This window comes from Paenarthrobacter sp. TE4293 (genome assembly GCF_050435325.1).
GTDB lineage: Bacteria > Actinomycetota > Actinomycetes > Actinomycetales > Micrococcaceae > Arthrobacter > Arthrobacter nitroguajacolicus_C.
Window position 1 is genome coordinate 171,674 of sequence record NZ_JBNJRY010000005.1, and the last position, 19,706, is coordinate 191,379.

A 19,706-nucleotide genomic window follows, 5' to 3' on the forward strand; every position below is an offset into this window, starting at 1 on the left:
CACACCAAAGGTGAGAGAGCATCGGAAGAAAGCACACCAAAGGTGAGAGAGCGTCGACAGAAAACACACCAAAGGTGAGAGAGCGTCAGCAGAAAACACACCAAAGGTGAGAGAGCGTCGACAGAAAACACACCAAAGGTGAGAGGGGATCAGGCTTTGGCGATGGCTTCCTTCAGCGCCCCCAGCACCAGGATCACCGACGCACTGTTGGCGTTCGGGCCCATCATGCCGATGCGCCACACCGTATCCGCGAACTCACCCACGCCCGAGCCGATTTCCATGCTGAAGTTCTCCAGAAGGTAAGCACGTACGGCAGCCGAGCTGACGCCGTCGGGCACTTTGACCGTGGTGAGGCTCGGCAACCGGGCGCCCTCGGCAGCGAACAGCTCAAGCCCCATGTCCTGCAGCCCGGCCTGCAAGGCGGCGCCTGCGGCACGGTGCCGGGCCTGCACGACGTCGAGCCCTTCGGCGAGGATACGGTCCAAGGCGGCTTCGAGCCCGGCAATCATGGTGACGGGCGCGGTGTGGTGATAGGTCCGCGCGCCACTGGCCGCCCCGACGTACCCGCCGAGCAACCCGATGTCGAGGTACCAGGAACGCGGATCCTTGATGCGGCGCTCGAAGGCGCGGTCGGAGACGGTGAAGGGTGACAGGCCCGGCGGGACGCCCAGGCACTTCTGGGTCCCGGCGTATCCGACGTCGATACCCCAGTCGTCCGCCAACAGTTCCAGCCCGCCGATGGAGGTGACGGCGTCAGTGATCAACAGGGCGTCGCCCTTGCCGGCGCCCAGCGCCGCGATGTCGGAGAGCACACCTACGGATGTCTCAGCGTGGACGGCGGCGATGACTTTCGGATGAGGATGCGCCGAGAGCACACGGTCGGCGTCGACGGGCTGTCCCCACTCGTGATCCACCCGCACCACCGTGGCCCCGCATCGCCGGGCGACCTCACACATCCGCGCCCCGAAGAGTCCGTTGACGGCGATAACTGCCACGTCGCCGTCGGACACGGTGTTCACGAAAGCGGCTTCCATGCCGCCGGAACCGGTGGCACTCAGGGGAAGCGTCCGCGCATTGGACGTGCCCCAGACGGTGCGGAGGCCCTCGCAGGTGTGGTCGAGCCGCTCGATGAACACTGGATCGAGGTGGCCGAGCACGGGATAGGCCAGAGCGGCCATGGCTTCGGGGTAGCAATTGCTCGGGCCGGGACCGAACAGGAACCTGGACGTCAGAATGTCTGGCATGTGCGAAACTCCTTCAGCTGCTTGAGGTCATTCTGCCCCAGCGTGCTGTGCGGAGCGAGCCACGCCCCGCCCGGCCGTTCTGGAGGACCGGAGCCGGCCCAGCCCCCACACCGCCAGCGCCGCCACGGCAAACCCCGCCCCGAGGACACTCGCGCCCGTCCAACCCCACGAGTCATACACCGGAGCTACAGCTGCCGCACCCGCCGCACTGCCCACTGAATAGAACACCATGTAGCTGCCGATGATGCTGCTGGCGGATTCCCCGGCTCCGGCCACGATCATCGTCTGGCTGCTGACATGGACCGCCTGAACAGCGGCGTCGAGCACGATGATGCCGGCAATGAACAGGATCAGCGACCACTCCCCCAGCGACAACGCCACCCATGAGGCCAGGAGCGCAGCGAGGCTCCAGCCCGTGACCCGCTGACCCCACCCACGATCCGCCGCGGCGCCCGCCCTTGAGGCAGCTACAACCCCCACGAGGCCCGCCAGCCCGAAGAGCCCAATGAGACTCGGCGGAAGGTTCCACGCAGGACCGCCGAGCAGCAGGGACATCCCGCTCCACAGCACCCCAAAAGACGCGAACAGCAGCATGGTGATGAGCGCCCGGACGCGGAAAACGGGATCTCGCCGCGTGAGGACGAATACGGACGAGGCAGCCCGCCAGTAGCCCACCCCGGCCCGGCCGGCATCTTCCCTCGGCAGGACTCGAAAAACAGCGAGGGCAAGGACCACGCCTGCGGCCGCCGCGAGAACATAGACCGACCGCCAGCCCCACAGGTCCGTCATGCCTCCCGCCAGGGTCCGGGCAAGGATGATGCCACTCACGACGCCGGCTGTGACGGTGCCGATGCTTCCGCCCCTTTGTTCGGGGGTACTGGAGGCGGCGGTATACGCCACGATGGTCTGCACCACTGACGACGCCAGACCGAGGAGCAGGAACCCGGCCAGCACAGCCACCTGCGACCCCGCCAGTGTGATGACGGATCCTCCCACAGCAGTGGCCGCAATCTGGAGGCTGATGAGCGCCCGGCGGTCCACCACATCCCCCAAGGGCACCAGGAGGACCAAGCCCAGAAGGTACCCGGCTTGCGACGCGGCCACCATCCATCCGACCCCCGCTGTGGGAATCCCGAAATCGGCTCCGATCCGTTCAAGGAGCGGCTGCCCGTAATAGATGTTGGAGACCATGAACCCGGCCGCCACAGCGAGTAGCAGGAGAAGCCGACGGCTGAGTCCTTGGCTGGATGTCGTCAGGTAATGAGTGCTCACGGCGAAGGCCTCCAGATTATTTGGTTTCAAAGTGCAACCATTTGACTCTATGGGAGGATGGTTTCATGTTGCAACCAAGTCACATCGAGTGGACCGACCCCGAATGCCCGGTGGCCAGGGCGGCCGATCTGGTCGGCGACAAGTGGACGCTGCTCATCATCCGGGACTCACTGGACGGAAAACGGCGCTTTTCAGAGTTCGAGAAATCACTGGGCGTGGCGAAAAACATCCTCTCGGACCGCCTGCGCCTCCTGGTCGAGAGGGGCATCCTCACCAGGATTCCCAATGAGCGCGGCACCCGGAGCGAGTATGAACTGACGGACGCCGGGCGCGACCTCTTCACGCTCATGCTCAGCCTCCGGCAATGGGGTGAACGCAACGCCTTCGACGCCGGGGAGCAGCACTCCGTGGTGATCGACCCCGCAACGGGTGAACCAGTCCCCCACGTCCGGCCCCTCAGGGAGGACGGGACTGAACTCCATCAGGAACAGACGCGCCTGGTCAAAGTGGGCCAACCCCTGACCGAAAACGCGAAATAACAGCGCCGCCCCCCCCAGGAACCCCCAAGTCCGAAATGCTAAGGTTACTCACCAACGCTGAGGCCGCCACGGATAGGGGAACACGAGTGACGACTGAAGGAAAAGAGGCGCCGGAGCAGGGCGTTCCAGGCGAAGTAAGCCAGGACCGATTCGTCGCGGGGCAGGACCTGACCCGATGGAAGACGCCGGTGGGCCGGACCTTGGCGCGCGGAGCGGAAGGGGTCACCAAGCTCCTGGGTCCCTACGCCGCGCTGATCATCACACTGGTGGTGGGACTGGCCGTGGCACTGTCCTTGGCCTGGGTCTTTGGCGAAGTATATGAGTCCGTCACCGAGGCCGACGGTGTTGCGGGCCTTGACCACCCAGTGCTGGATGCGGCCAAGTCCGTCAGGTCTCCCGCCGTGGATGCGGCCGTGACCGCCTACACCAATATCGGCGGCACCGTGGGCATGCCCATCATCGCCGTGGGCATCATGATTTTCCTTGCCACAAAGCGGCGATCATGGACACCGGTCATCCTGATGCTCGCCGCGGGGCTTGGGTCGCTGGTCATCACCATCCTCGGCAAGCCGATCTTCGGCAGGACCCGCCCGGACCTCGCGGACGCCATTCCTCCCTACGAGCACTCCGCATCTTTCCCCAGCGGCCACTCCCTGAACTCCATCGTGATCGCCGGCATCGTGGCCTACCTGATCATTCTGCGGCTCAAAACCGTGCGGGCCAGGGTCATCACGGTGACCCTCGCAGCGGTATTCGCCATCACCATGGGCCTCAGCCGCGTCTACCTCGGCCACCACTGGCTGACGGACGTGCTGGCCGCCTGGGCGATCGGGATCGCGTGGCTGGCAGTGGTGATCACCGCCCACCGGCTCTACCTGACGGTCCGCGCCCGCCACCACGCGTCCGCCACCACAGCGCCCGGGGAGCGGTAGTCTCTTGACACCGAGCCAACCCCTCGGCTTAACTGAATTACGTATGCTGAAATAACAGTTCCATGATGCGGAAGCAGAAGTAGGATGCTTCCTCCTGCTGACCAGCAGGGGTTCCGCATAGCCCACACCATGGATGCCAGCATTTGCACGAGGATGTCACAAGCATGGAGCTTGCAGAATTCAACAGTGTTGACCGGGACGAGGCCATCAGGATCCTGACCCCTTGCCTGGATATCAGCCGCTGGGTAGAGGCCATCGCAGACGCGCGGCCCTTCACCGACGTCGACGAGCTGTTGGGCCAAGCCCAGCACGCCGCCGAACCCTTCACGCCGGCCGAGGTGGAGTCCGCCATGGCGCACCACCCCCGCATCGGTGAACGCCCCAAGGCCCAGACCACCGAGGCTGCAATGTCCCGATCGGAGCAAGCCGGCGTGGACCCTGGAGACAGCGCCGTCACGGCCGCCCTGGCTGAGGGCAACCGCGCCTACGAGGAGAAATTTGGCCGGGTCTTCCTGATCCGCGCCGCAGGCCGCAGCGCACAGGAAATGCTCGGCGCCCTCCAGGAACGCCTCACCCACACCCCCGAAGAAGAAGACACAATCGTGGCTGGCCAATTGCGGGAGATCGCACTGCTGCGCCTCTCCGGATTGATCAGCGAAGGAGTCAACGCATGAGCGTTTCACAAGTAACCACGCACATCCTGGACACCGGTTCCGGCCGCCCGGCGGCGGGTGTCGCCGTCGTACTTTACGTCCGTGAAGGTGACGACTGGACCCTGGTGGCGAAGGGCGAAACCGACGCCGACGGCCGCATCAAGACCCTCGGTCCGGAGCGGATTCCGGGCGGCGCCTACCGCCTGAACTTCGCCACCGGCGCCTACTACGAGGGTCTCGGCACGGAGACGTTCTTCCCGGAAGTGGACCTGAACTTCACAGTTTCCGACGCCGGCGAGCACTACCACGTGCCGCTCCTGCTGAGCCCGTTCGCGTTCTCGACGTACCGCGGCAGCTAACACACCCGCCGAGCTGCCAGTTGATGCCAATGTTCGCCAGGAACATTGGCATTAGCTGTCACTCGGGCGGGGAACGGTAGGCTTTAACGCATGGCTTCAGAGGACACCACCCCCAACTCCGCCCGTCGCGAGATCACGGTCCGCCGGGCACCCAAGTTCGTTCCCTTCATGATTTTGGGAGCAGTGGTTGGTGCAATCGTGGCCGCCATCATCGCCTACGGCCGCCAGGCCGACCCCGCTTTCGACGCCAGCACAGTGTTCGGATTCTTCTTGATTGTCTGCGCCGGCGGCGGCGTCATCGTCTTCTCCATCATCGCCCTCATCCTGGACCGCATCAGCGTCAAGCGGTCCCAGCGTGCGGTAGTGGAGGCCGTTCCGGACACGGTTCCGGATGAAGGACCAGAGAACGACGGCGTCCGCTAAGTCAGGCGCCCGGCCCGCCTCCTGGAGGGGAGCCGAATGTGAGACACACCGCATTTTCGCAATAACACGCCTGTTCTGCACCAGTTCGCGGGGTCACATAAGCTGCAGGGGAACGTACCACGCCGACATCATGAGACAATCGACCAGTGGCACGTGGCGACGGAAAACTTTCTCATGATCTTCTCCCCGGCGAAAAAGGCCCCCAGGACGCTTGTGGCGTCTTCGGGGTTTGGGCTCCCGGTGAAGAAGTAGCAAAACTCACCTATTACGGGCTGTATGCGCTGCAGCACCGCGGACAAGAATCGGCTGGTATTGCTACCAGTGACGGCAAGCGCATCAATGTCTATAAGGACATGGGCCTTGTGTCCCAGGTCTTCGATGAGACAACCCTGAACACCCTGACCGGGCATCTGGCCGTTGGCCACTGCCGGTACTCCACCACCGGTGCAAGCCACTGGGCCAACGCGCAGCCAACCCTGGGTGCAACAGCAACCGGCACGGTTGCCTTGGCTCACAACGGCAACCTGACCAACACCGCTGAGCTCCGGGAAATGATCCTTGAGCGCAACGAGGGCCAGCTGACCGGTGAAATGAAGCAGGGCAACACCTCGGACACCGCCCTGGTGACCGCCCTCCTCGAGGGTGAAGAGGGCAAGACCCTGGAGCAGACCGCGCTGGAGCTGCTGCCCAAGATCAAGGGTGGCTTCTGCTTCGTCTTCATGGATGAAGGAACCCTCTACGCAGCCCGCGATACCTACGGCATCCGTCCGCTGTGTCTGGGCCGCCTGGAACGCGGCTGGGTTGTCGCTTCCGAGCAGGCCGGCCTGGCAACCGTGGGCGCGAGCTTCATCCGCGAGATCGAGCCCGGCGAGTTCATTGCCATCGACGAGGACGGCGTCCGCTCCCAGCGTTTCGCCGAGGCGACCCCGGCCGGCTGTGTCTTCGAATACGTCTACCTCGCCCGCCCGGACGCTGCCATTGCCGGCCGCTCCGTGTACGAGGCACGTGTTGAGATGGGCCGCCAGTTGGCCCGCGAAAACACGCATGAGGCCGATCTCGTGATTCCCGTTCCCGAGTCCGGTACCCCCGCAGCTGTTGGCTACGCAGAGCAGTCCGGCATTCCGTTCGCCCATGGCTTCGTCAAGAACGCCTACGTCGGCCGTACGTTCATCCAGCCCTCGCAGACCCTGCGCCAGCTGGGTATCCGCCTGAAGCTCAACGCCTTGGAATCCGTGATCCGCGGCAAGCGCATCGTGGTGGTGGACGACTCGATCGTTCGCGGCAACACGCAGCGCGCCATCGTTCGGATGCTCCGGGAAGCCGGCGCTGCAGCGGTGCACGTCAAGATCTCTTCCCCTCCGGTCCAGTGGCCCTGCTTCTACGGCATCGACTTCGCGTCCCGCGCGGAACTGATCGCCAACGGCGCCACCATCGAGGAGATTTCCCAGGCCATCGGCGCTGACTCGCTGGCCTACATCTCCGAAGACGGCATGATCGGGGCCACCCAGCAGCCGCGCGAACGCCTCTGCACGGCCTGCTTCACCGGCAAATACCCAATTGAGCTGCCGCACGCGGACAAGCTGGGCAAGAACCTTCTGGAGCGCACGGACCTCGGCGGACTGGAACCGGCCGCTGAGTCCGATTCAGTGGACGATTCCGAGGATCCGGCCGAGAAGCCGGGTGCCACGGGATGCGATCCGGGGCCTGACGCCGAATTCGAGAACCTGCTGACCGACGCTGATCGTTTGACCGACGCCGACAAGAAAGAGTCTGTATGACCTCCGCAACCCCAGCCGCTGGAAACACCGCGAATACAGCCGGCATCACCTACGCTTCCGCAGGTGTCGACGTCGAAGCGGGCGACCGCGCAGTCGAACTGATGAAGGGTGCCATCAAGGCGACCCACAACTCTTCGGTGATTGGCGGCGTCGGCGGTTTCGCTGGCCTGTACGACGTCTCGAAGCTGCTGACCTACAAGAAGCCGCTGCTCGCGACGTCCACTGACGGCGTTGGCACCAAGGTTGCCATCGCGCAGGCCATGGACATCCACGACACCATCGGTTTCGACCTGGTGGGCATGGTGGTGGACGACATCGTCGTGGTGGGTGCTGAGCCGCTCTACATGACCGACTACATCGCGTGCGGCAAGGTTGTTCCGGAGCGCATCGCAGACATCGTCCGCGGTATCGCTGCTGCCTGCTCCGTTGCCGGCACCGCCCTGGTGGGTGGCGAAACCGCTGAGCACCCGGGCCTGCTGGGTGAGCACGAGTACGACGTCGCAGGTGCCGCCACCGGCATCGTCGAGGCCGACGCCCTCCTCGGTCCGGACCGTGTCCGTGCCGGCGACGTGGTCATCGGCATGGCCTCCTCCGGCCTGCACTCCAACGGCTACTCCCTGGTCCGCCGCGTCATCAACCACGCCGGCTGGGCACTGGACCGCCAGGTCTCCGAACTCGGCCGCACGCTGGGCGAGGAACTCCTGGAACCGACCCGCGTTTACGCAGCCGACTGCCTGGACCTCGCCCGCACCTTCCCGGTTACGGCAGGCGCAGCAGTCCACGGCTTCAGCCACGTGACCGGTGGTGGCCTGGCCGCCAACCTGGCCCGCGTACTCCCGCAGGGCCTCGTGGCCACGGTTGACCGCAACACCTGGGAACTGCCGGCCATCTTCAAGCTGGTCTCCGAACTCGGCAACGTGCCGCTGGCCGACCTGGAGCGCACGCTGAACCTCGGCGTCGGCATGGTTGCCATCGTCTCCGCTGAAGCAGCCGACGCCGCAGTAGCCCGCCTCAACGACCGCGGCCTTCCGTCCTGGGTGATGGGTACCGTTTCCGCGGATTCGGATTCCATCGACAAGACCGGCCCGGATTACGTCCAGGGTGCCAAGGGCGTCGACGGCGGCGCTGTCCGTCTGGTGAACGCCTACGCCTAAGCGGCCTCCCGCCTGTTAAAGAGCGGCCGGACAGTTGATCCCAACTGCCCGGCCGCTCTTTTGCTCTTCCTAGACCTGGATCAGGCTAAGGACTCCACCCTGCGGGTCCTGGATCGTGGCCAGCGACCCCGTCCCGGGCTTCTCCTCCGGCTCTACGATGATCTCTCCGCCGGCCGCAGCCGCAGCCTCTGTGGCCTTGCGGACATCCGATACGCCGAAGTAGATCTGCCACCCGGCGTCGTCACCCTCGTCGGCAGGAACGATGCCGGCCACCTCGTCACCGTTGACCATCAGCGTGCTGTAGCTGCCGCCGTCGTCCTGCGGGTACTCGGTGACGTCGTAACCGAACAGCTGCTGGAAAAACGCGACGGCGGCCTGCGGCTCAGGTGTCAACAGTTCAGCCCAGGCCAGCGCACCGGGTTCGTTGAACAAGTGGCTTCCCAGATGCGTGCCGGCTTGCCAGACGCCCGTGGTTCCGCCGCCGGGAGGTTCGATGAACGCCAGGACACCGGTGTCGGCAACAGCTTCGGGTCCGAACTGGAGCTTCCCTCCGGCATGGACGGCGTCGCCGGCGATCTCATCGGTATCGGTGGCGGCAAGATAGACGTTCCATTGGCCGTGCGTTCCGGCCGCTTCCTGCAGGGAGTTCTGCGGGGCGATGACCGCCACCAACTGATCCTTGACGAAGGCTTGCGCGTAGCTTCGGCCATCGGGAGTGGGCAGGTCCTTGTAGGTCCAGCCGAAAACGTGCTGATAGAAGTCCTTGGCCGCGGAAACGTCCCTGGTCTGCAGGTCCGCCCAGCACGGCTCACCGCTGGCGTAGTGCTTTCGTGTGGTCATGGCGCCAGGCCCGTCATGATGCTGAAGGCCGCGCCCGCAGGGTCCATGAGGACGGCCATGCGGCCCACTCCGGGGACGTCGAAAGCCGGAGCGATGATGTGGCTGCCCAACTCCACGGCCTGCTCCACGGTGGCATCGATGTCCACCACGTTGAAATAGGTCATCCAGAATGGCGACAAGCCTTCAATTGGCAGCGTGAGCGCACCGGCAATGCGCTTTCCCTCCACCAGCAGGCTCGTGTACTCCCTCAGGTCACCAGCCGGCGCAGTTTCGCTGGTGCACCCTGTCACCGCCTCGTAGAACGCTACGGCCTTGCGGACATCATTCGTCTGCAGTTCATTCCAAATCATGGTTCCGGGCTCGTTCACCAGGCCCGATCCCGGATGGTTGCCGGCTTCCCAGAAGCCGATCTGGGCTCCGGTGGGATCTGTGGCGAAGAACATACGTCCTGAGCCGTTCGGAACCGAGTCAGGCGGGGAAAGGAGGGTTCCGCCGGCAGCTTCAACGCGCTGCGCAGCCTCGTCGGCTGAGTCCACGGCAAGGTAGTTCGCCCAGTAGGAAGGCATCCCCTCCGGCGCATCAGGCATGTGCTGCATCATGCCCGCGACGTAGCGGCCTTTGAGCTTTGCCATGTAGTAGGTCATGCCGTTGCCAGCATCCATGGCGTCAAGCTCCCATCCGAAGAGGTCGCTGTAGAACCCCCTGGAAACGTCAATGTCTGTGGAGGAAAGGTCTACCCAACACGGTGTCCCCTGCTTGTAGCTGTTAGCCTCCGGCATGAATTTCCCTTTCGATGCGCACGAGGTCAACACTACGCACAAAAGGGCCCTCAGGGTACGCCAATGAATGGCGTGCCCTGAGGGCCCTTTTCAAAAGATATACGGCATCCGAAAATGCGCGATGACCTTGAAGTACGACGGCGGTCCGCAACTCAGCGCCTACGGCACCTGTTGGTTGCGACAGCTATCCGATCCGGCGGGTGTCAACCTCGTCGTCGTCGTCTTCCGCGTACTTGTCCTCGTAGGCCGAATAGTCCGGCTCCGGGGGATCTTCCGGGAAGTGGCTCTTGACACGACTGGACGGACCCGTGAGCTCCCGCTCAAGTGCCGAATAGTCAGTGTTCGGGGAGTAGTACTTAATATCCCGAGCCTGCTTGGTAGCTTTTGCCTTTTGACGGCCGCGCCCCATGGCGTGACCCCCTTTTGTACTTGGACCGGAGGTGGTCACCTTGGCTATCGGTGAGGCCCCGGAATGTTTGGTCAATTTGTCGTATGTCTAGATTACATGCTTTCAGGGGTGCCTGCGCGCCACCACAGCCCCGCGTCCGGACCGGCTCCGGCCGAAACCACGGCCAAACACCTCCCCGGGGCCCAAAAATTGGGTAGAGTCTGCCTCAATGCGGCGTCACAGCAGGAAGGCACACCCAGGAAATGAGCCAGGACAACACTCCACCACGCGAGGACTCTCCACGCGATCATGACGGGAATGGGGTGCCTCCTGCGCCCAAAACCCCGCCGCCTGCAGCCCCGGAGGTGTCCCCTTCGGGCCTTCAACCGGATCCTGCGCCCGAACTCGACCCTGATTTCGTACCGGACCCTGCCGCCCAACCCGATCCTGCCTTGCCGCCCACCGACGGTCAGGCACCTTCGTACCCCAGCGCCTATCCCGGCCAGCAGCCGTATGTAGGCCAGCAGCCCTATCCGGGACAGCGGCCCTATGCTGGCCAGCAGCCATATCCCGGGCAGGAGGTGCCGCCTGAGCAGGACGGCGACCCGGTCAAGCGGCAACGCCTGGTCATCGGCGGAATCGTGGTGGGCGTGCTGGTGCTCATTGGTGTGGTGATTTGGGTACTTCTGAACCTGCTGGGAACCCGCCCTGAAGCCACTGTCACCACGCCGAGCGCCACGGCTACCCCCGGCCCACTCCCCCGGGACGCCAATTCCAAGGATTTCCAAGTCGGCGACTGCTTCGCCGACTTCGACCCCAACGCCAGCGAGGCGCGGGCGGTAGCCTGCGACACCGAGCACTCTGCCCAACTGGTGGGAGTGCATGTGTACCCCGGCGACGATTCCTTCCCCGGAACCAACGCCCTGCGGGACAAGGGCCGCGAGGTCTGCAAGGCCGCTGTGGCAAAGCTCACCCCGGCAGCGGACAATTACGTCCTGCTGCAGCAGAACGTCTACCCGAGCACCACCAGTTGGGACAGGGGCGACCGACGCGTCGATTGCTTCATCGTGGTGGACTCAGGCAACACCATCAAGGAAGACCTCCTCCAGAAGTAACCCGCTGGCTGCACGTGCAGCCAACGGGCCAATCTTCAGGCGGGAGTACGTCCGGAGTGCTGTGGCGGCAGCTATCCCTGCTTCCTGCGGACCGTGAGACCCGTGCCTGCGGGGGCGCCGCCGTCGGGACCCGTCAGCGCTTCAAAGCCCTCAACGGTGAGTTCGTCGAGGTCAGCCGCGGTGTCCACCACCACGGTGTCGCCGTCGCTGATTTCGCCGGCAAGGATCTCCTTCGCCAGGCGGTCGCCGATCTCACGCTGGACCAGCCTCCGCAAAGGCCGGGCGCCGTACGCGGGATCGAAGCCGGACATGGCCAGCCACGCACGCGCTCCGTCGGAAACCTCAAGGCTCAGGCGGCGGTCCCGGAGCCTGTTGGCAAGCTCGGCCACGTGCAGCTCCACGATCCGGGCAAGTTCCTCTACGGACAGCGGATCGAAGAGCACGATCTCGTCCAAACGGTTCAGGAACTCGGGTTTGAACGAGGCCTGCACCACCGCCATGACCGCGTCCCGCTTTGCCTTGGCATCCATGGTGGGGTCTACCAGGAACTGGCTGCCGGAGTTGGACGTCAGCACCAGGATGGTGTTGCGGAAGTCCACGGTGCGGCCTTGACCGTCAGTGAGGCGTCCGTCGTCGAGGACCTGCAGGAGGATGTCGAAGACCTCGGGGTGGGCCTTTTCCACTTCGTCCAGCAGCACCACGGAGTAGGGCCTGCGGCGGACAGCCTCGGTGAGCTGGCCACCTTCTTCATAGCCGACGTATCCCGGAGGGGCACCCACCAGACGGGCCACCGAGTGCTTCTCGCTGTACTCGGACATGTCGATCCGGATCATGGCGCGTTCGTCGTCAAAGAGGAAGTCCGCCAACGCCTTGGCCAGCTCTGTCTTACCGACGCCGGTGGGACCAAGGAACAGGAACGACCCCGTGGGACGGTTGGGATCGCTGATGCCGGCACGGGCACGACGCACGGCATCGGACACAGCCTGGACGGCCTTCGTCTGCCCGATCAGTCGCTTCCCAAGCTCCTCTTCCATGTGCAGCAGCTTCTGCGATTCACCCTGGAGCATGCGGCCTGCAGGGATCCCCGTCCACGCGGAAATGACCTCGGCAATATCATCAGCAGTCACGTCCTCCGCGACCATCAGCTCGGGCTTGGCATCGCTCCGGGCGGACTCTTCCTCAGCGGCGGCGCTCAGCTCCCGTTCAAGGGCGGGCAGTTCTCCGTAGAGGATCCGCGACGCCGATTCGAGGTCGCCTTCGCGCTGGGACTTATCCGCGGCCGAACGCAGTTCGTCAATCTTCGCTTTGAGGTCACCGACCCGGTTGAGGCCGGCTTTCTCGGCTTCCCAGCGCGCATTCAACGCGCTGAGCTCCTCGTTCTTATCGGCCTTGTCCGCGCGGATCGCAGCCAGCCGCTCCACTGACGCCGGATCCGTCTCACCTTGCAGGGCCAGTTCTTCCATGGTCAAACGGTCGACGGCGCGGCGGAGCTGGTCGATCTCTTCCGGCGCGGAATCGATCTCCATTCGGAGCCGGGACGCGGCCTCGTCCACGAGGTCGATGGCCTTGTCAGGAAGTTGCCGGCCGGAGATGTAGCGGTTGGACAGCGTAGCGGCGGCCACCAAGGCAGAGTCGGCGATGGCAACCTTGTGGTGTGCCTCGTAGCGTTCCTTCAGGCCACGGAGGATACCGATGGTGTCCTCCACGCTGGGCTCGCCAACGTAGACCTGCTGGAAGCGGCGTTCCAGGGCAGGGTCCTTCTCGATGTTTTCGCGGTATTCGTCCAGCGTGGTGGCGCCAATCAGGCGCAGTTCACCGCGGGCCAGCATGGGCTTGAGCATATTGCCCGCATCCATGGCGCTCTCGCCCGTGGCGCCGGCACCGACCACCGTGTGGATTTCGTCGATGAACGTGACGATCTGGCCGTTGGAGTTCTTGATTTCCTCCAGCACGGCCTTCAGGCGTTCTTCGAACTCACCGCGGTACTTCGCGCCGGCAACCATGGACGCGAGGTCCAAGGCGATCAGCGTCTTGCCGCGCAGGCTTTCCGGAACGTCGCCGGCCACCATACGCTGAGCAAGGCCTTCGACGACGGCGGTCTTGCCAACGCCGGGTTCACCGATCAGCACGGGGTTGTTCTTGGTGCGGCGGCTCAGGACCTGAACGACGCGGCGGATCTCGCTGTCACGGCCGATGACGGGGTCCAGCTTGCCGGAGCGCGCTACGGCCGTGAGGTCCGTGCCGAACTTCTCCAGTGCCTGGAACGTGTTTTCCGGGTCCGGCGAATTGACGTTCCTGTCGCCCCGGACGCCCGGCAACGCGGCGAGCAGCGCTTCATGGGAGGCCCCGGCGTCGCGCATCAGCTTTCCGACGGCGTCGCTTCCGGCCGAGAGGCCCAGCAGCAGATGTTCGGTGGAGACGAAGGAGTCGCCGAGTTTGTCGGCCTCATTCTGGGCGGCCTGGATGGCCTGCATCGATTGGCGCGACAGCTGTGCCTGCTGGACCGAACTGCCCGAAGATGACGGCAACGCTTTGATGGCCGCGCTGGCCTGTACGCTCACAGCGTCAGGATCGGCACCGGTGGCACGCAGCAGTGCTACGGCAACGCCCTCCCGCTGGTCCATCAGGGCCTTCAACAGGTGCGCGGGCTCAAGCTGCGGGTTACCGGCAGTCGAGGCATTCATGGCGGCCGCAGAAAGGGCCTCCTGGCTTTTGGTGGTGAATTTGACGTCCAAAGAGTGCTCCCTTTCTGGAGTGGAACCAATACTTTCAAAGTTGAGTCTACTACGCTCAACTTTGATTTTTGGCCCATTGTGTTCCATGTTTGCCCACGGCGAAACCAGTGTCCAGAGCCCGCGGGCAGGCACGCAGCTAGGCTGGGGCCATGGACACCATTTCAACCGCGGAAGAACTCGAAGAACTCATCGGACTGCCCCTTGATCGCGTGCGAAAGAAGGTGCGCGCTTCGCTCAGCGATTTCGACCGCCAGTGGCTGGCGGCAAGCCCCTTCTGCGTCATCTCAACAACTGACGCGCTGGGTCGCGTGGACGCCTCCCCCAAGGGCGATCCCGCCGGTTTCATCCAGGTCTTGGACGACCACACCATCGCCATTCCCGAACGACCCGGCAACAAGCTCGCGTTCGGCTTCCACAACATCCTGGAAAACCCCAACGTGGGCATCCTGTCCCTCGTCCCGGGCCGCACGGACACCCTGCGGATCAATGGGACGGCGCACATAGTCCGGGACGCCGGCTTCTTCGAGCAGATGGTGGTCAAGGGACACAGGCCGCGTGCCGCCGTCGTGGTCTCTGTCCAGGAAGTATTCACGCACTGCGGCAAGGCGTTCATGCGCAGCGGACTCTGGCAGCCCGAGACCTGGGATCCGGACGGCCTGCCGAGCATCGCGGTGCTCTCGAAGACCTACACCCAGCCCGAGACGCCGTTGGAAGAGCTCGAGTCCTACTACGGACCCTCGTACGCCGAGCGCATGTATAGGGACTAAGCGTCAGGCCGGGTACACCGACACCAGTGCGGACTTGACCACAAACCGCACTTCCATGCCTGGTACCAGTCCAAGGTCGGCTGAGGCCGCAGGAGTGATGTCGGCCGAAAGGACCTCCGCGGATCGCCCCGGGCTTGCACGGACCCGGATCTGGTCGCCGTGCGGTTCAAGGTCGGTGATGGTCACCGGAAAGGAGTTGCGCGGACTTCCGTGCACGTCGCCCAAAAAGACGGAAACGCTCGACGGCGGGAACGCGGCCACGCCTGCCTGGCCGGGCAAGGGTGACCAGCCGGGATCGTGCTGGCCGGCGAAAACCCGGCCATCCGGCGTCGTGATTCCTTCCCCGGCGAGGGTTCCGGTGACGAGGTTCAGGCCCGCCAGCCCGGCGGCAAAGTGGCTTCTGGGCCGTTCAAGGACCTGCCGGGTGGGGCCTTCCTCTGTGATGCGACCCCGCTCCACGACGATGACGCGGTCCGCCAGCATGTAGGCGTCCAGGACATCGTGCGTGACGATGATGGCTTTGCGGCCGTCCAGAACCCGCTTGAGCACCCGGCGGAGCAAGGGGGCAGCGTGGATATCCAGCGCGGCCATGGGTTCATCAAGCAACAGGAGCTCGGGCTCGGCTGCCAGAGCGCGTGCCACCGCCACGCGTTGAGCCTGGCCACCCGACAACTGGGCAGGTTTCCTGTCAGCCAAAGGGAGGGCGTCCACTTCGGCCAGCCAGTGGCGCGCAGTTTCCCGCGCGGAACCCTTCGAAGCGCCGGCGCTGCGCGGCCCGAACGCCACGTTGTCCATGGCGTCCAGGTGGGGAAACAGCAGCGCCTCCTGGGCCAAGAGGGCAGTGCCACGCAGGTGCGGCGCGCTCCAGAAGTGAGCGCCGCCGTCGAGCCTGAAGAGTTCCCGGCCGCCCAACGTCGCCGCGCCGGAATCCGGCCGCAGCAGCCCGGCGATGACGCCCAGCAGCGTCGACTTTCCGGCCCCGTTGGGACCAAGGATGGCCACCGTCTCGCCGTCGCGGAGGCCGAGGGACATGTCGAAGTTTCTGGCACGCAGGGTGGCATGCACGGCAAAGCTCACGGCTGGACCTCCACGGGCTTACTGCCCTGCCGTCTGCCGTAGCTGAGCCCGACCACGGCAATGGCTACGGCAACCAGCACCAAGGACAACGCGACGGCGGCATCGGCGTCCGTCTCCCTCTGCAGGTAGATTTCCAAGGGCAACGTACGGGTCACTCCCTCAAGGCTTCCCGCGAACGTCAACGTGGCCCCGAACTCGCCCAGGCTGCGCGCGAAGGAAAGGACGGCGCCTGACGCGAGGCCCGGCAAGACCAGCGGAAGCGTGACTCGCCGGAGGACCGTCGTAGGCCGGGCGCCGAGTGTCGCTGCGACGGCCTCGTACTTGTTTCCGGCCGATCGAAGCGCCCCCTCCAGGCTGACCACCAGAAAGGGCAAGGCCACGAACGTCTGGGCCAGGACCACCGCCGTGGTGGAAAACGCGATCTGGATCCCCGCCACCTCCAGCGACTTGCCGAGGAGGCCCTGCCGCCCGAACGTGTACAAGAGCGCAATACCCCCGACGACGGGCGGCAGCACCAGCGGCAAGAGGACAAAGGAGCGGAGGAGCCTCTGCCCGGGGAACTCGCCGCGGGCCAGCACCAATGCCAACGGAACTCCCAGCACAATGCACAGGACCGTACTGGCCGCCGAGGTTCGCAAACTCAGGCCGAGCGCTGCCAGGGAGGACTCGGAGGTGATGAGCGGGATGAACTGGGACCAGTTCACCTTGGCCACCATCGCCACCAGGGGAAGAACCACCAGCAATCCCCCGACGACAGCCACGGCATAGATCCACCGAGGGATGCCGTGGTAGCCGGAAACGTTGCGCCTCATCGTGGGGCCGCGCTACGGCGTTCCGAAGCCAGCGTCGCCCAGAACCTTTTTGCCTGCTTCGCTGGTAACGGCGGCGATGAAGGCCGCTGCCAGTTCCTTGTTCTGGCTGGAGCCAACCGTGGCGATCGGATAGGTGTTGACTGCCTTGTCAGATTCCGGGAAGGGGATGCCCTTGACCTTGTCGCCGGCTCCCTTCACATCCGTGACGTAGACCAGGCCGGCATCGGCCTCGCCCGAGGTGACCTTGCCGAGGACATCCGTCACGGACGACTCCTCACTGACCGGACTCAACATGACCCCGCCGGCCTTCTCCACAGTGTCCGTTGCCGCGCCGCAGGGAACCTGGCTGGCACAAGTGACCACCTTGACACCGGGCTTGGCCAAGTCCGCTAAAGAAGAGATCGACGCCGGGTTGCTGGGAGGGACGGCGATCTCCAGGACGTTGGTGGCAAAGTTGGTGGCGGTACCTTCCAGCAGTTTGGCGTCAGCCAGTTTTGTCATGTTCTTGGTGTCGGCCGAAGCGAAGACGTCGGCTGGTGCACCCTGGGTAATCTGCGTGGCCAAGTCAGAGGAGCCAGCGAAGCTCAACGTCACCTTGGTGCCCGGGTTCCTGGCCTCAAAGTCCTTGGCCAGTTGGGTAAACGTCGCCTTGAGTGATGCGGCTGCAAAGACGGTGACCGTTCCGGAAGGCTGCCCCGGGGTGACACTGCTGCCGGCAGGTTCCGTGGCGCCCGAAGCGCAGCCTGCCATCCCGGCGGCAAGGGCGCCCGCCACCAGGATTGCGGTGAAGGGCTTACGGATGATGCTCATATGATGCTCTTCCCCTGCGGAGTTTCGATAATGACTGTGGTGGCTTTGACCACGGCGGTGGCGACAGATCCGAGCTCCAACCCGAGGTCCCGGACAGCTTCGCTGCTCATGAGGGAGACCACACGGAACGGGCCGCATTGGAGCTCTACCTGCGCCATGACCTTGTCCGTGGTGATGCCTGTCACCAGGCCAACGAATCGGTTGCGGGCCGAACTTCCAATCCGGGCGGGATCATCCGGAAGGTGGGACTGGTCGCGGGCAAGCGTGGCAAGCTCCAGGCCGTCCACTGCCAGGCGTCCGGCCGCGTCCTTCTGGGCGGTGAGTGTTCCGTTTTCCGTCCACCGCCTCACGGTGTCGTCGCTGACACCCAGGAAGCGGGCGGCTTCGGAAATTCGTATTTGCGGCATGATCTCAGTGTAGATCCGTAAATGCGGATTTATTCCTTCTGTTTGTTCGCAAACCGAATATGACACCCAACCCTCCCGTCGACGCCTTGCTGCGCGGCCGCCGTCGTACTTCTTTGCGCTACCCATGGTCCGCAGGGACCCGCCGCCGTACCCTGTTCTAGGGAGAGAGTCTCAGGCGCGAAGGAGCGTCCCATGGAATGGATTCGTCCGGACAACCCCAGTTATGACGAGGCCCGGAAACTCTTCAACGCGATGATCGACCGCCGACCGGCCGTCATCGCCAAGTGCGCTGATCCCGGGGAGGTTGCGGAAGCTCTCACTTATGCGCACAACCACAACCTGTACGTCGCGGTTCGCTCCGGCGGGCATTCGGTGGCAGGCATGTCCACCAATGACGACGGACTGGTGATCGATGTCAGGCCGATGAAAACGATCAGCGTGGACCGCGAGGCAAAGACGGCCACCGCTGGAGCCGGGCTCACCTGGGGCGAGTTCGACCGGGCAACCCAGCAATACGGCCTGGCCGTCACCGGCGGCCGTGCGTCCACCACTGGCGTCTCCGGATTTACCTTGGGTGGAGGCTCCGGCTGGCTGGAGCGATCGTACGGTTTCGCATGCGACAACCTGCTTTCAGTGGACCTGGTCACCGCGTCCGGAGATCGGGTCACCGCTTCACCCGGCGAGAACCCGGAGCTGTTCTGGGCGCTCCACGGCGGTGGTGGGAACTTCGGTGTCGCAACGTCCTTGACCTTCAAGCTGCACGACCTCGGCCCCACCGTGATGGCCGGACTGATGTTGTTTCCCGGTGAGGACGCCACGGACTTGTCCCGGGCCTTCCGGGGCATTGCCCTTGAAGCTCCCGACGCCGTTGGAACAGCCCTGGTGTATCTCACCGCTCCGCCGGAAGAGTTCGTTCCCGAGGACATGGTGGGCAAGCTGGCCGTCGGGATGGCATATCTTTACGCAGGGGACGTCGAGGCGGGCCAGGAACACGCGCAGCCCTTCCGCGATCTTGGTCCCGCCGTGGACCTGGTCGCCCCCATGGAATACGCCGGTTTCCAATGCATGATCGATGACCCTCCGGACCACTACAACTACTGGAGCGCCGACTACCACAACGAACTCTCCGACGATGCGCTGGATCTCCTGGTCGATTCGGCACAGCGTTTGCCAGGGCCACAATCGCAGCAGTTGGTGGCGCGGTGGGGTGGAGCCGTGGGCGGACCGGCCGCGGCCAACACACCCTTGCAACACCGCGGGGCCTCGTGGGTCAGCCACCCCTTCGGCCTGTCGGCAACGCCGGAGGGCGGGCAGGAAGCCAAAGCATGGGTCAAGCAGTTCCGCCAGGACATCGCCCCACACACCACGGGCGGAGTGTGGCTGAACTTCATCGGCGATGAAGGCCAGGACCGGATCATGGCGGCCTACGGCGAGCAGAACTACCGCCGGCTGTCCTTGGTGAAGGGCGAGTTCGATCCGGACAACGTGTTCCGCGGCAACCAGAACATCCTGCCGGCCGAGCGCTGAGCTCTCCCAGGCTCCTTCCCAGTTGCCGTGAACAGCACGGGCAGTGCAGCCCGGGTTTCCGGGGCGGCAGCACGGCGGTAGACGTCCCGACGGCC

At 64.6% G+C, this 19,706-nt stretch carries 20 protein-coding genes; 10 read left to right on the forward strand and 10 right to left on the reverse strand.

Annotated features, from left to right (window positions below; all coding sequences use genetic code 11):
- Positions 1-149: 149 nt before the first annotated feature.
- Both QF015_RS11895 and QF015_RS11900 read right to left on the reverse strand, forming a co-directional pair.
- The gene (locus QF015_RS11895) at positions 150-1,244 is read right to left on the reverse strand and encodes a pyridoxal-phosphate-dependent aminotransferase family protein (protein ID WP_429389230.1); all 1,095 of its coding nucleotides are present in this window, start codon (positions 1,242-1,244) and stop codon (positions 150-152) included.
- A 27-nt stretch (positions 1,245-1,271) separates the two neighbouring features.
- Complete coding sequence (locus QF015_RS11900; protein WP_429389232.1) at positions 1,272-2,516, reverse strand: MFS transporter; 1,245 nt, start codon at positions 2,514-2,516, stop codon at positions 1,272-1,274.
- Between the two features lie 65 nt (positions 2,517-2,581).
- Between QF015_RS11900 and QF015_RS11905 the strand changes: the two genes are divergently transcribed.
- The 7 genes from QF015_RS11905 to purM all read left to right on the forward strand — a co-directional run bounded on the left by QF015_RS11905 (position 2,582) and on the right by purM (position 8,354).
- A complete protein-coding gene (locus QF015_RS11905) occupies positions 2,582-3,055 on the forward strand; it encodes a winged helix-turn-helix transcriptional regulator (protein WP_310210624.1) in 474 nt (157 codons plus the stop codon).
- Between the two features lie 86 nt (positions 3,056-3,141).
- Entirely contained in the window at positions 3,142-3,987 is an 846-nt protein-coding gene (locus QF015_RS11910) for a phosphatase PAP2 family protein (RefSeq protein ID WP_429389233.1), read from the forward strand.
- Between the two features lie 164 nt (positions 3,988-4,151).
- Positions 4,152-4,661: a 2-oxo-4-hydroxy-4-carboxy-5-ureidoimidazoline decarboxylase gene (gene uraD, locus QF015_RS11915; RefSeq protein ID WP_310210629.1), complete on the forward strand. Its 510-nt coding sequence runs from the start codon at positions 4,152-4,154 to the stop codon at positions 4,659-4,661.
- Positions 4,658-4,999 carry a hydroxyisourate hydrolase gene (uraH, locus tag QF015_RS11920; RefSeq protein WP_017199951.1) on the forward strand — a complete coding sequence of 114 codons (342 nt, stop codon included), beginning with the start codon at positions 4,658-4,660 and terminating at the stop codon, positions 4,997-4,999. Before uraD ends, uraH begins: the two co-directional genes overlap by 4 nt.
- A 90-nt stretch (positions 5,000-5,089) precedes the next feature.
- Entirely contained in the window at positions 5,090-5,422 is a 333-nt protein-coding gene (locus tag QF015_RS11925; protein ID WP_310210631.1) for a hypothetical protein, read from the forward strand.
- A gap of 146 nt (positions 5,423-5,568) precedes the next feature.
- Positions 5,569-7,200 carry an amidophosphoribosyltransferase gene (purF, locus tag QF015_RS11930; RefSeq protein WP_310210633.1) on the forward strand — a complete coding sequence of 544 codons (1,632 nt, stop codon included), beginning with the start codon at positions 5,569-5,571 and terminating at the stop codon, positions 7,198-7,200.
- Positions 7,197-8,354, forward strand: a complete 1,158-nt coding sequence (gene purM / locus QF015_RS11935) for a phosphoribosylformylglycinamidine cyclo-ligase (protein WP_310210635.1) — start codon at positions 7,197-7,199, stop codon at positions 8,352-8,354. The genes purF and purM overlap by 4 nt, the downstream gene beginning before the upstream one ends.
- A 69-nt stretch (positions 8,355-8,423) precedes the next feature.
- On the opposite strand, the gene QF015_RS11940 is transcribed toward purM, so the two are convergent.
- The 3 genes from QF015_RS11940 to QF015_RS11950 form a co-directional block, all read right to left on the reverse strand.
- Positions 8,424-9,194 carry a VOC family protein gene (locus tag QF015_RS11940; protein WP_310210636.1) on the reverse strand — a complete coding sequence of 257 codons (771 nt, stop codon included), beginning with the start codon at positions 9,192-9,194 and terminating at the stop codon, positions 8,424-8,426.
- A complete protein-coding gene (locus QF015_RS11945) occupies positions 9,191-9,973 on the reverse strand; it encodes a VOC family protein (RefSeq protein WP_429389236.1) in 783 nt (260 codons plus the stop codon). Before QF015_RS11945 ends, QF015_RS11940 begins: the two co-directional genes overlap by 4 nt.
- A 184-nt stretch (positions 9,974-10,157) precedes the next feature.
- Complete coding sequence (locus tag QF015_RS11950) at positions 10,158-10,382, reverse strand: DUF3073 domain-containing protein (RefSeq protein ID WP_024818182.1); 225 nt, start codon at positions 10,380-10,382, stop codon at positions 10,158-10,160.
- A 242-nt stretch (positions 10,383-10,624) separates the two neighbouring features.
- Between QF015_RS11950 and QF015_RS11955 the strand changes: the two genes are divergently transcribed.
- Positions 10,625-11,476, forward strand: a complete 852-nt coding sequence (locus QF015_RS11955) for a septum formation family protein (protein WP_429389238.1) — start codon at positions 10,625-10,627, stop codon at positions 11,474-11,476.
- A gap of 71 nt (positions 11,477-11,547) precedes the next feature.
- Here the strand turns inward: QF015_RS11955 and clpB are convergent, their stop codons facing one another.
- Entirely contained in the window at positions 11,548-14,211 is a 2,664-nt protein-coding gene (gene clpB / locus QF015_RS11960) for an ATP-dependent chaperone ClpB (protein WP_429389240.1), read from the reverse strand.
- 149 nt (positions 14,212-14,360) lie between these two features.
- On the opposite strand from clpB, the gene QF015_RS11965 reads away from it, so the two are divergent.
- Positions 14,361-14,978 (forward strand): pyridoxamine 5'-phosphate oxidase family protein, encoded by a 618-nt coding sequence (locus tag QF015_RS11965; protein WP_310210646.1) that lies wholly within the window; start codon positions 14,361-14,363, stop codon positions 14,976-14,978.
- 3 nt (positions 14,979-14,981) lie between these two features.
- Here the strand turns inward: QF015_RS11965 and QF015_RS11970 are convergent, their stop codons facing one another.
- The 4 genes from QF015_RS11970 to QF015_RS11985 are packed head-to-tail and all read right to left on the reverse strand — an operon-like array spanning position 14,982 to position 18,084.
- A complete protein-coding gene (locus QF015_RS11970) occupies positions 14,982-16,055 on the reverse strand; it encodes a sulfate/molybdate ABC transporter ATP-binding protein (RefSeq protein ID WP_429389242.1) in 1,074 nt (357 codons plus the stop codon).
- Positions 16,052-16,867: an ABC transporter permease gene (locus QF015_RS11975; RefSeq protein ID WP_310210650.1), complete on the reverse strand. Its 816-nt coding sequence runs from the start codon at positions 16,865-16,867 to the stop codon at positions 16,052-16,054. The genes QF015_RS11970 and QF015_RS11975 overlap by 4 nt, the downstream gene beginning before the upstream one ends.
- A gap of 12 nt (positions 16,868-16,879) precedes the next feature.
- Complete coding sequence (modA, locus tag QF015_RS11980; protein ID WP_429389244.1) at positions 16,880-17,677, reverse strand: molybdate ABC transporter substrate-binding protein; 798 nt, start codon at positions 17,675-17,677, stop codon at positions 16,880-16,882.
- Positions 17,674-18,084, reverse strand: a complete 411-nt coding sequence (locus QF015_RS11985) for a TOBE domain-containing protein (RefSeq protein WP_310210655.1) — start codon at positions 18,082-18,084, stop codon at positions 17,674-17,676. The genes modA and QF015_RS11985 overlap by 4 nt, the downstream gene beginning before the upstream one ends.
- A 192-nt stretch (positions 18,085-18,276) precedes the next feature.
- Between QF015_RS11985 and QF015_RS11990 the strand changes: the two genes are divergently transcribed.
- The gene (locus QF015_RS11990; protein ID WP_429389246.1) at positions 18,277-19,611 is read left to right on the forward strand and encodes an FAD-binding oxidoreductase; all 1,335 of its coding nucleotides are present in this window, start codon (positions 18,277-18,279) and stop codon (positions 19,609-19,611) included.
- The last annotated feature ends 95 nt before the right edge of the window (positions 19,612-19,706 follow it).

Excerpts from the sequence above, each read along its gene's own strand:
- QF015_RS11925 (WP_310210631.1), top strand. The coding sequence starts at position 5,090 with ATGGCTTCAGAGGACACCACCCCCAACTCCGCCCGTCGCGAGATCACG.
- QF015_RS11895 (WP_429389230.1), bottom strand. The coding sequence starts at position 1,244 with ATGCCAGACATTCTGACGTCCAGGTTCCTGTTCGGTCCCGGCCCGAGC.
- QF015_RS11955 (WP_429389238.1), top strand. The coding sequence starts at position 10,625 with ATGAGCCAGGACAACACTCCACCACGCGAGGACTCTCCACGCGATCAT.
- QF015_RS11965 (WP_310210646.1), top strand. The coding sequence starts at position 14,361 with ATGGACACCATTTCAACCGCGGAAGAACTCGAAGAACTCATCGGACTG.
- QF015_RS11990 (WP_429389246.1), top strand. The coding sequence starts at position 18,277 with ATGGAATGGATTCGTCCGGACAACCCCAGTTATGACGAGGCCCGGAAA.
- modA (WP_429389244.1), bottom strand. The coding sequence starts at position 17,677 with ATGAGCATCATCCGTAAGCCCTTCACCGCAATCCTGGTGGCGGGCGCC.
- purM (WP_310210635.1), top strand. The coding sequence starts at position 7,197 with ATGACCTCCGCAACCCCAGCCGCTGGAAACACCGCGAATACAGCCGGC.
- QF015_RS11905 (WP_310210624.1), top strand. The coding sequence starts at position 2,582 with ATGTTGCAACCAAGTCACATCGAGTGGACCGACCCCGAATGCCCGGTG.
- QF015_RS11950 (WP_024818182.1), bottom strand. The coding sequence starts at position 10,382 with ATGGGGCGCGGCCGTCAAAAGGCAAAAGCTACCAAGCAGGCTCGGGAT.
- QF015_RS11985 (WP_310210655.1), bottom strand. The coding sequence starts at position 18,084 with ATGCCGCAAATACGAATTTCCGAAGCCGCCCGCTTCCTGGGTGTCAGC.
- uraD (WP_310210629.1), top strand. The coding sequence starts at position 4,152 with ATGGAGCTTGCAGAATTCAACAGTGTTGACCGGGACGAGGCCATCAGG.
- QF015_RS11940 (WP_310210636.1), bottom strand. The coding sequence starts at position 9,194 with ATGACCACACGAAAGCACTACGCCAGCGGTGAGCCGTGCTGGGCGGAC.
- QF015_RS11975 (WP_310210650.1), bottom strand. The coding sequence starts at position 16,867 with ATGAGGCGCAACGTTTCCGGCTACCACGGCATCCCTCGGTGGATCTAT.
- QF015_RS11945 (WP_429389236.1), bottom strand. The coding sequence starts at position 9,973 with ATGCCGGAGGCTAACAGCTACAAGCAGGGGACACCGTGTTGGGTAGAC.
- uraH (WP_017199951.1), top strand. The coding sequence starts at position 4,658 with ATGAGCGTTTCACAAGTAACCACGCACATCCTGGACACCGGTTCCGGC.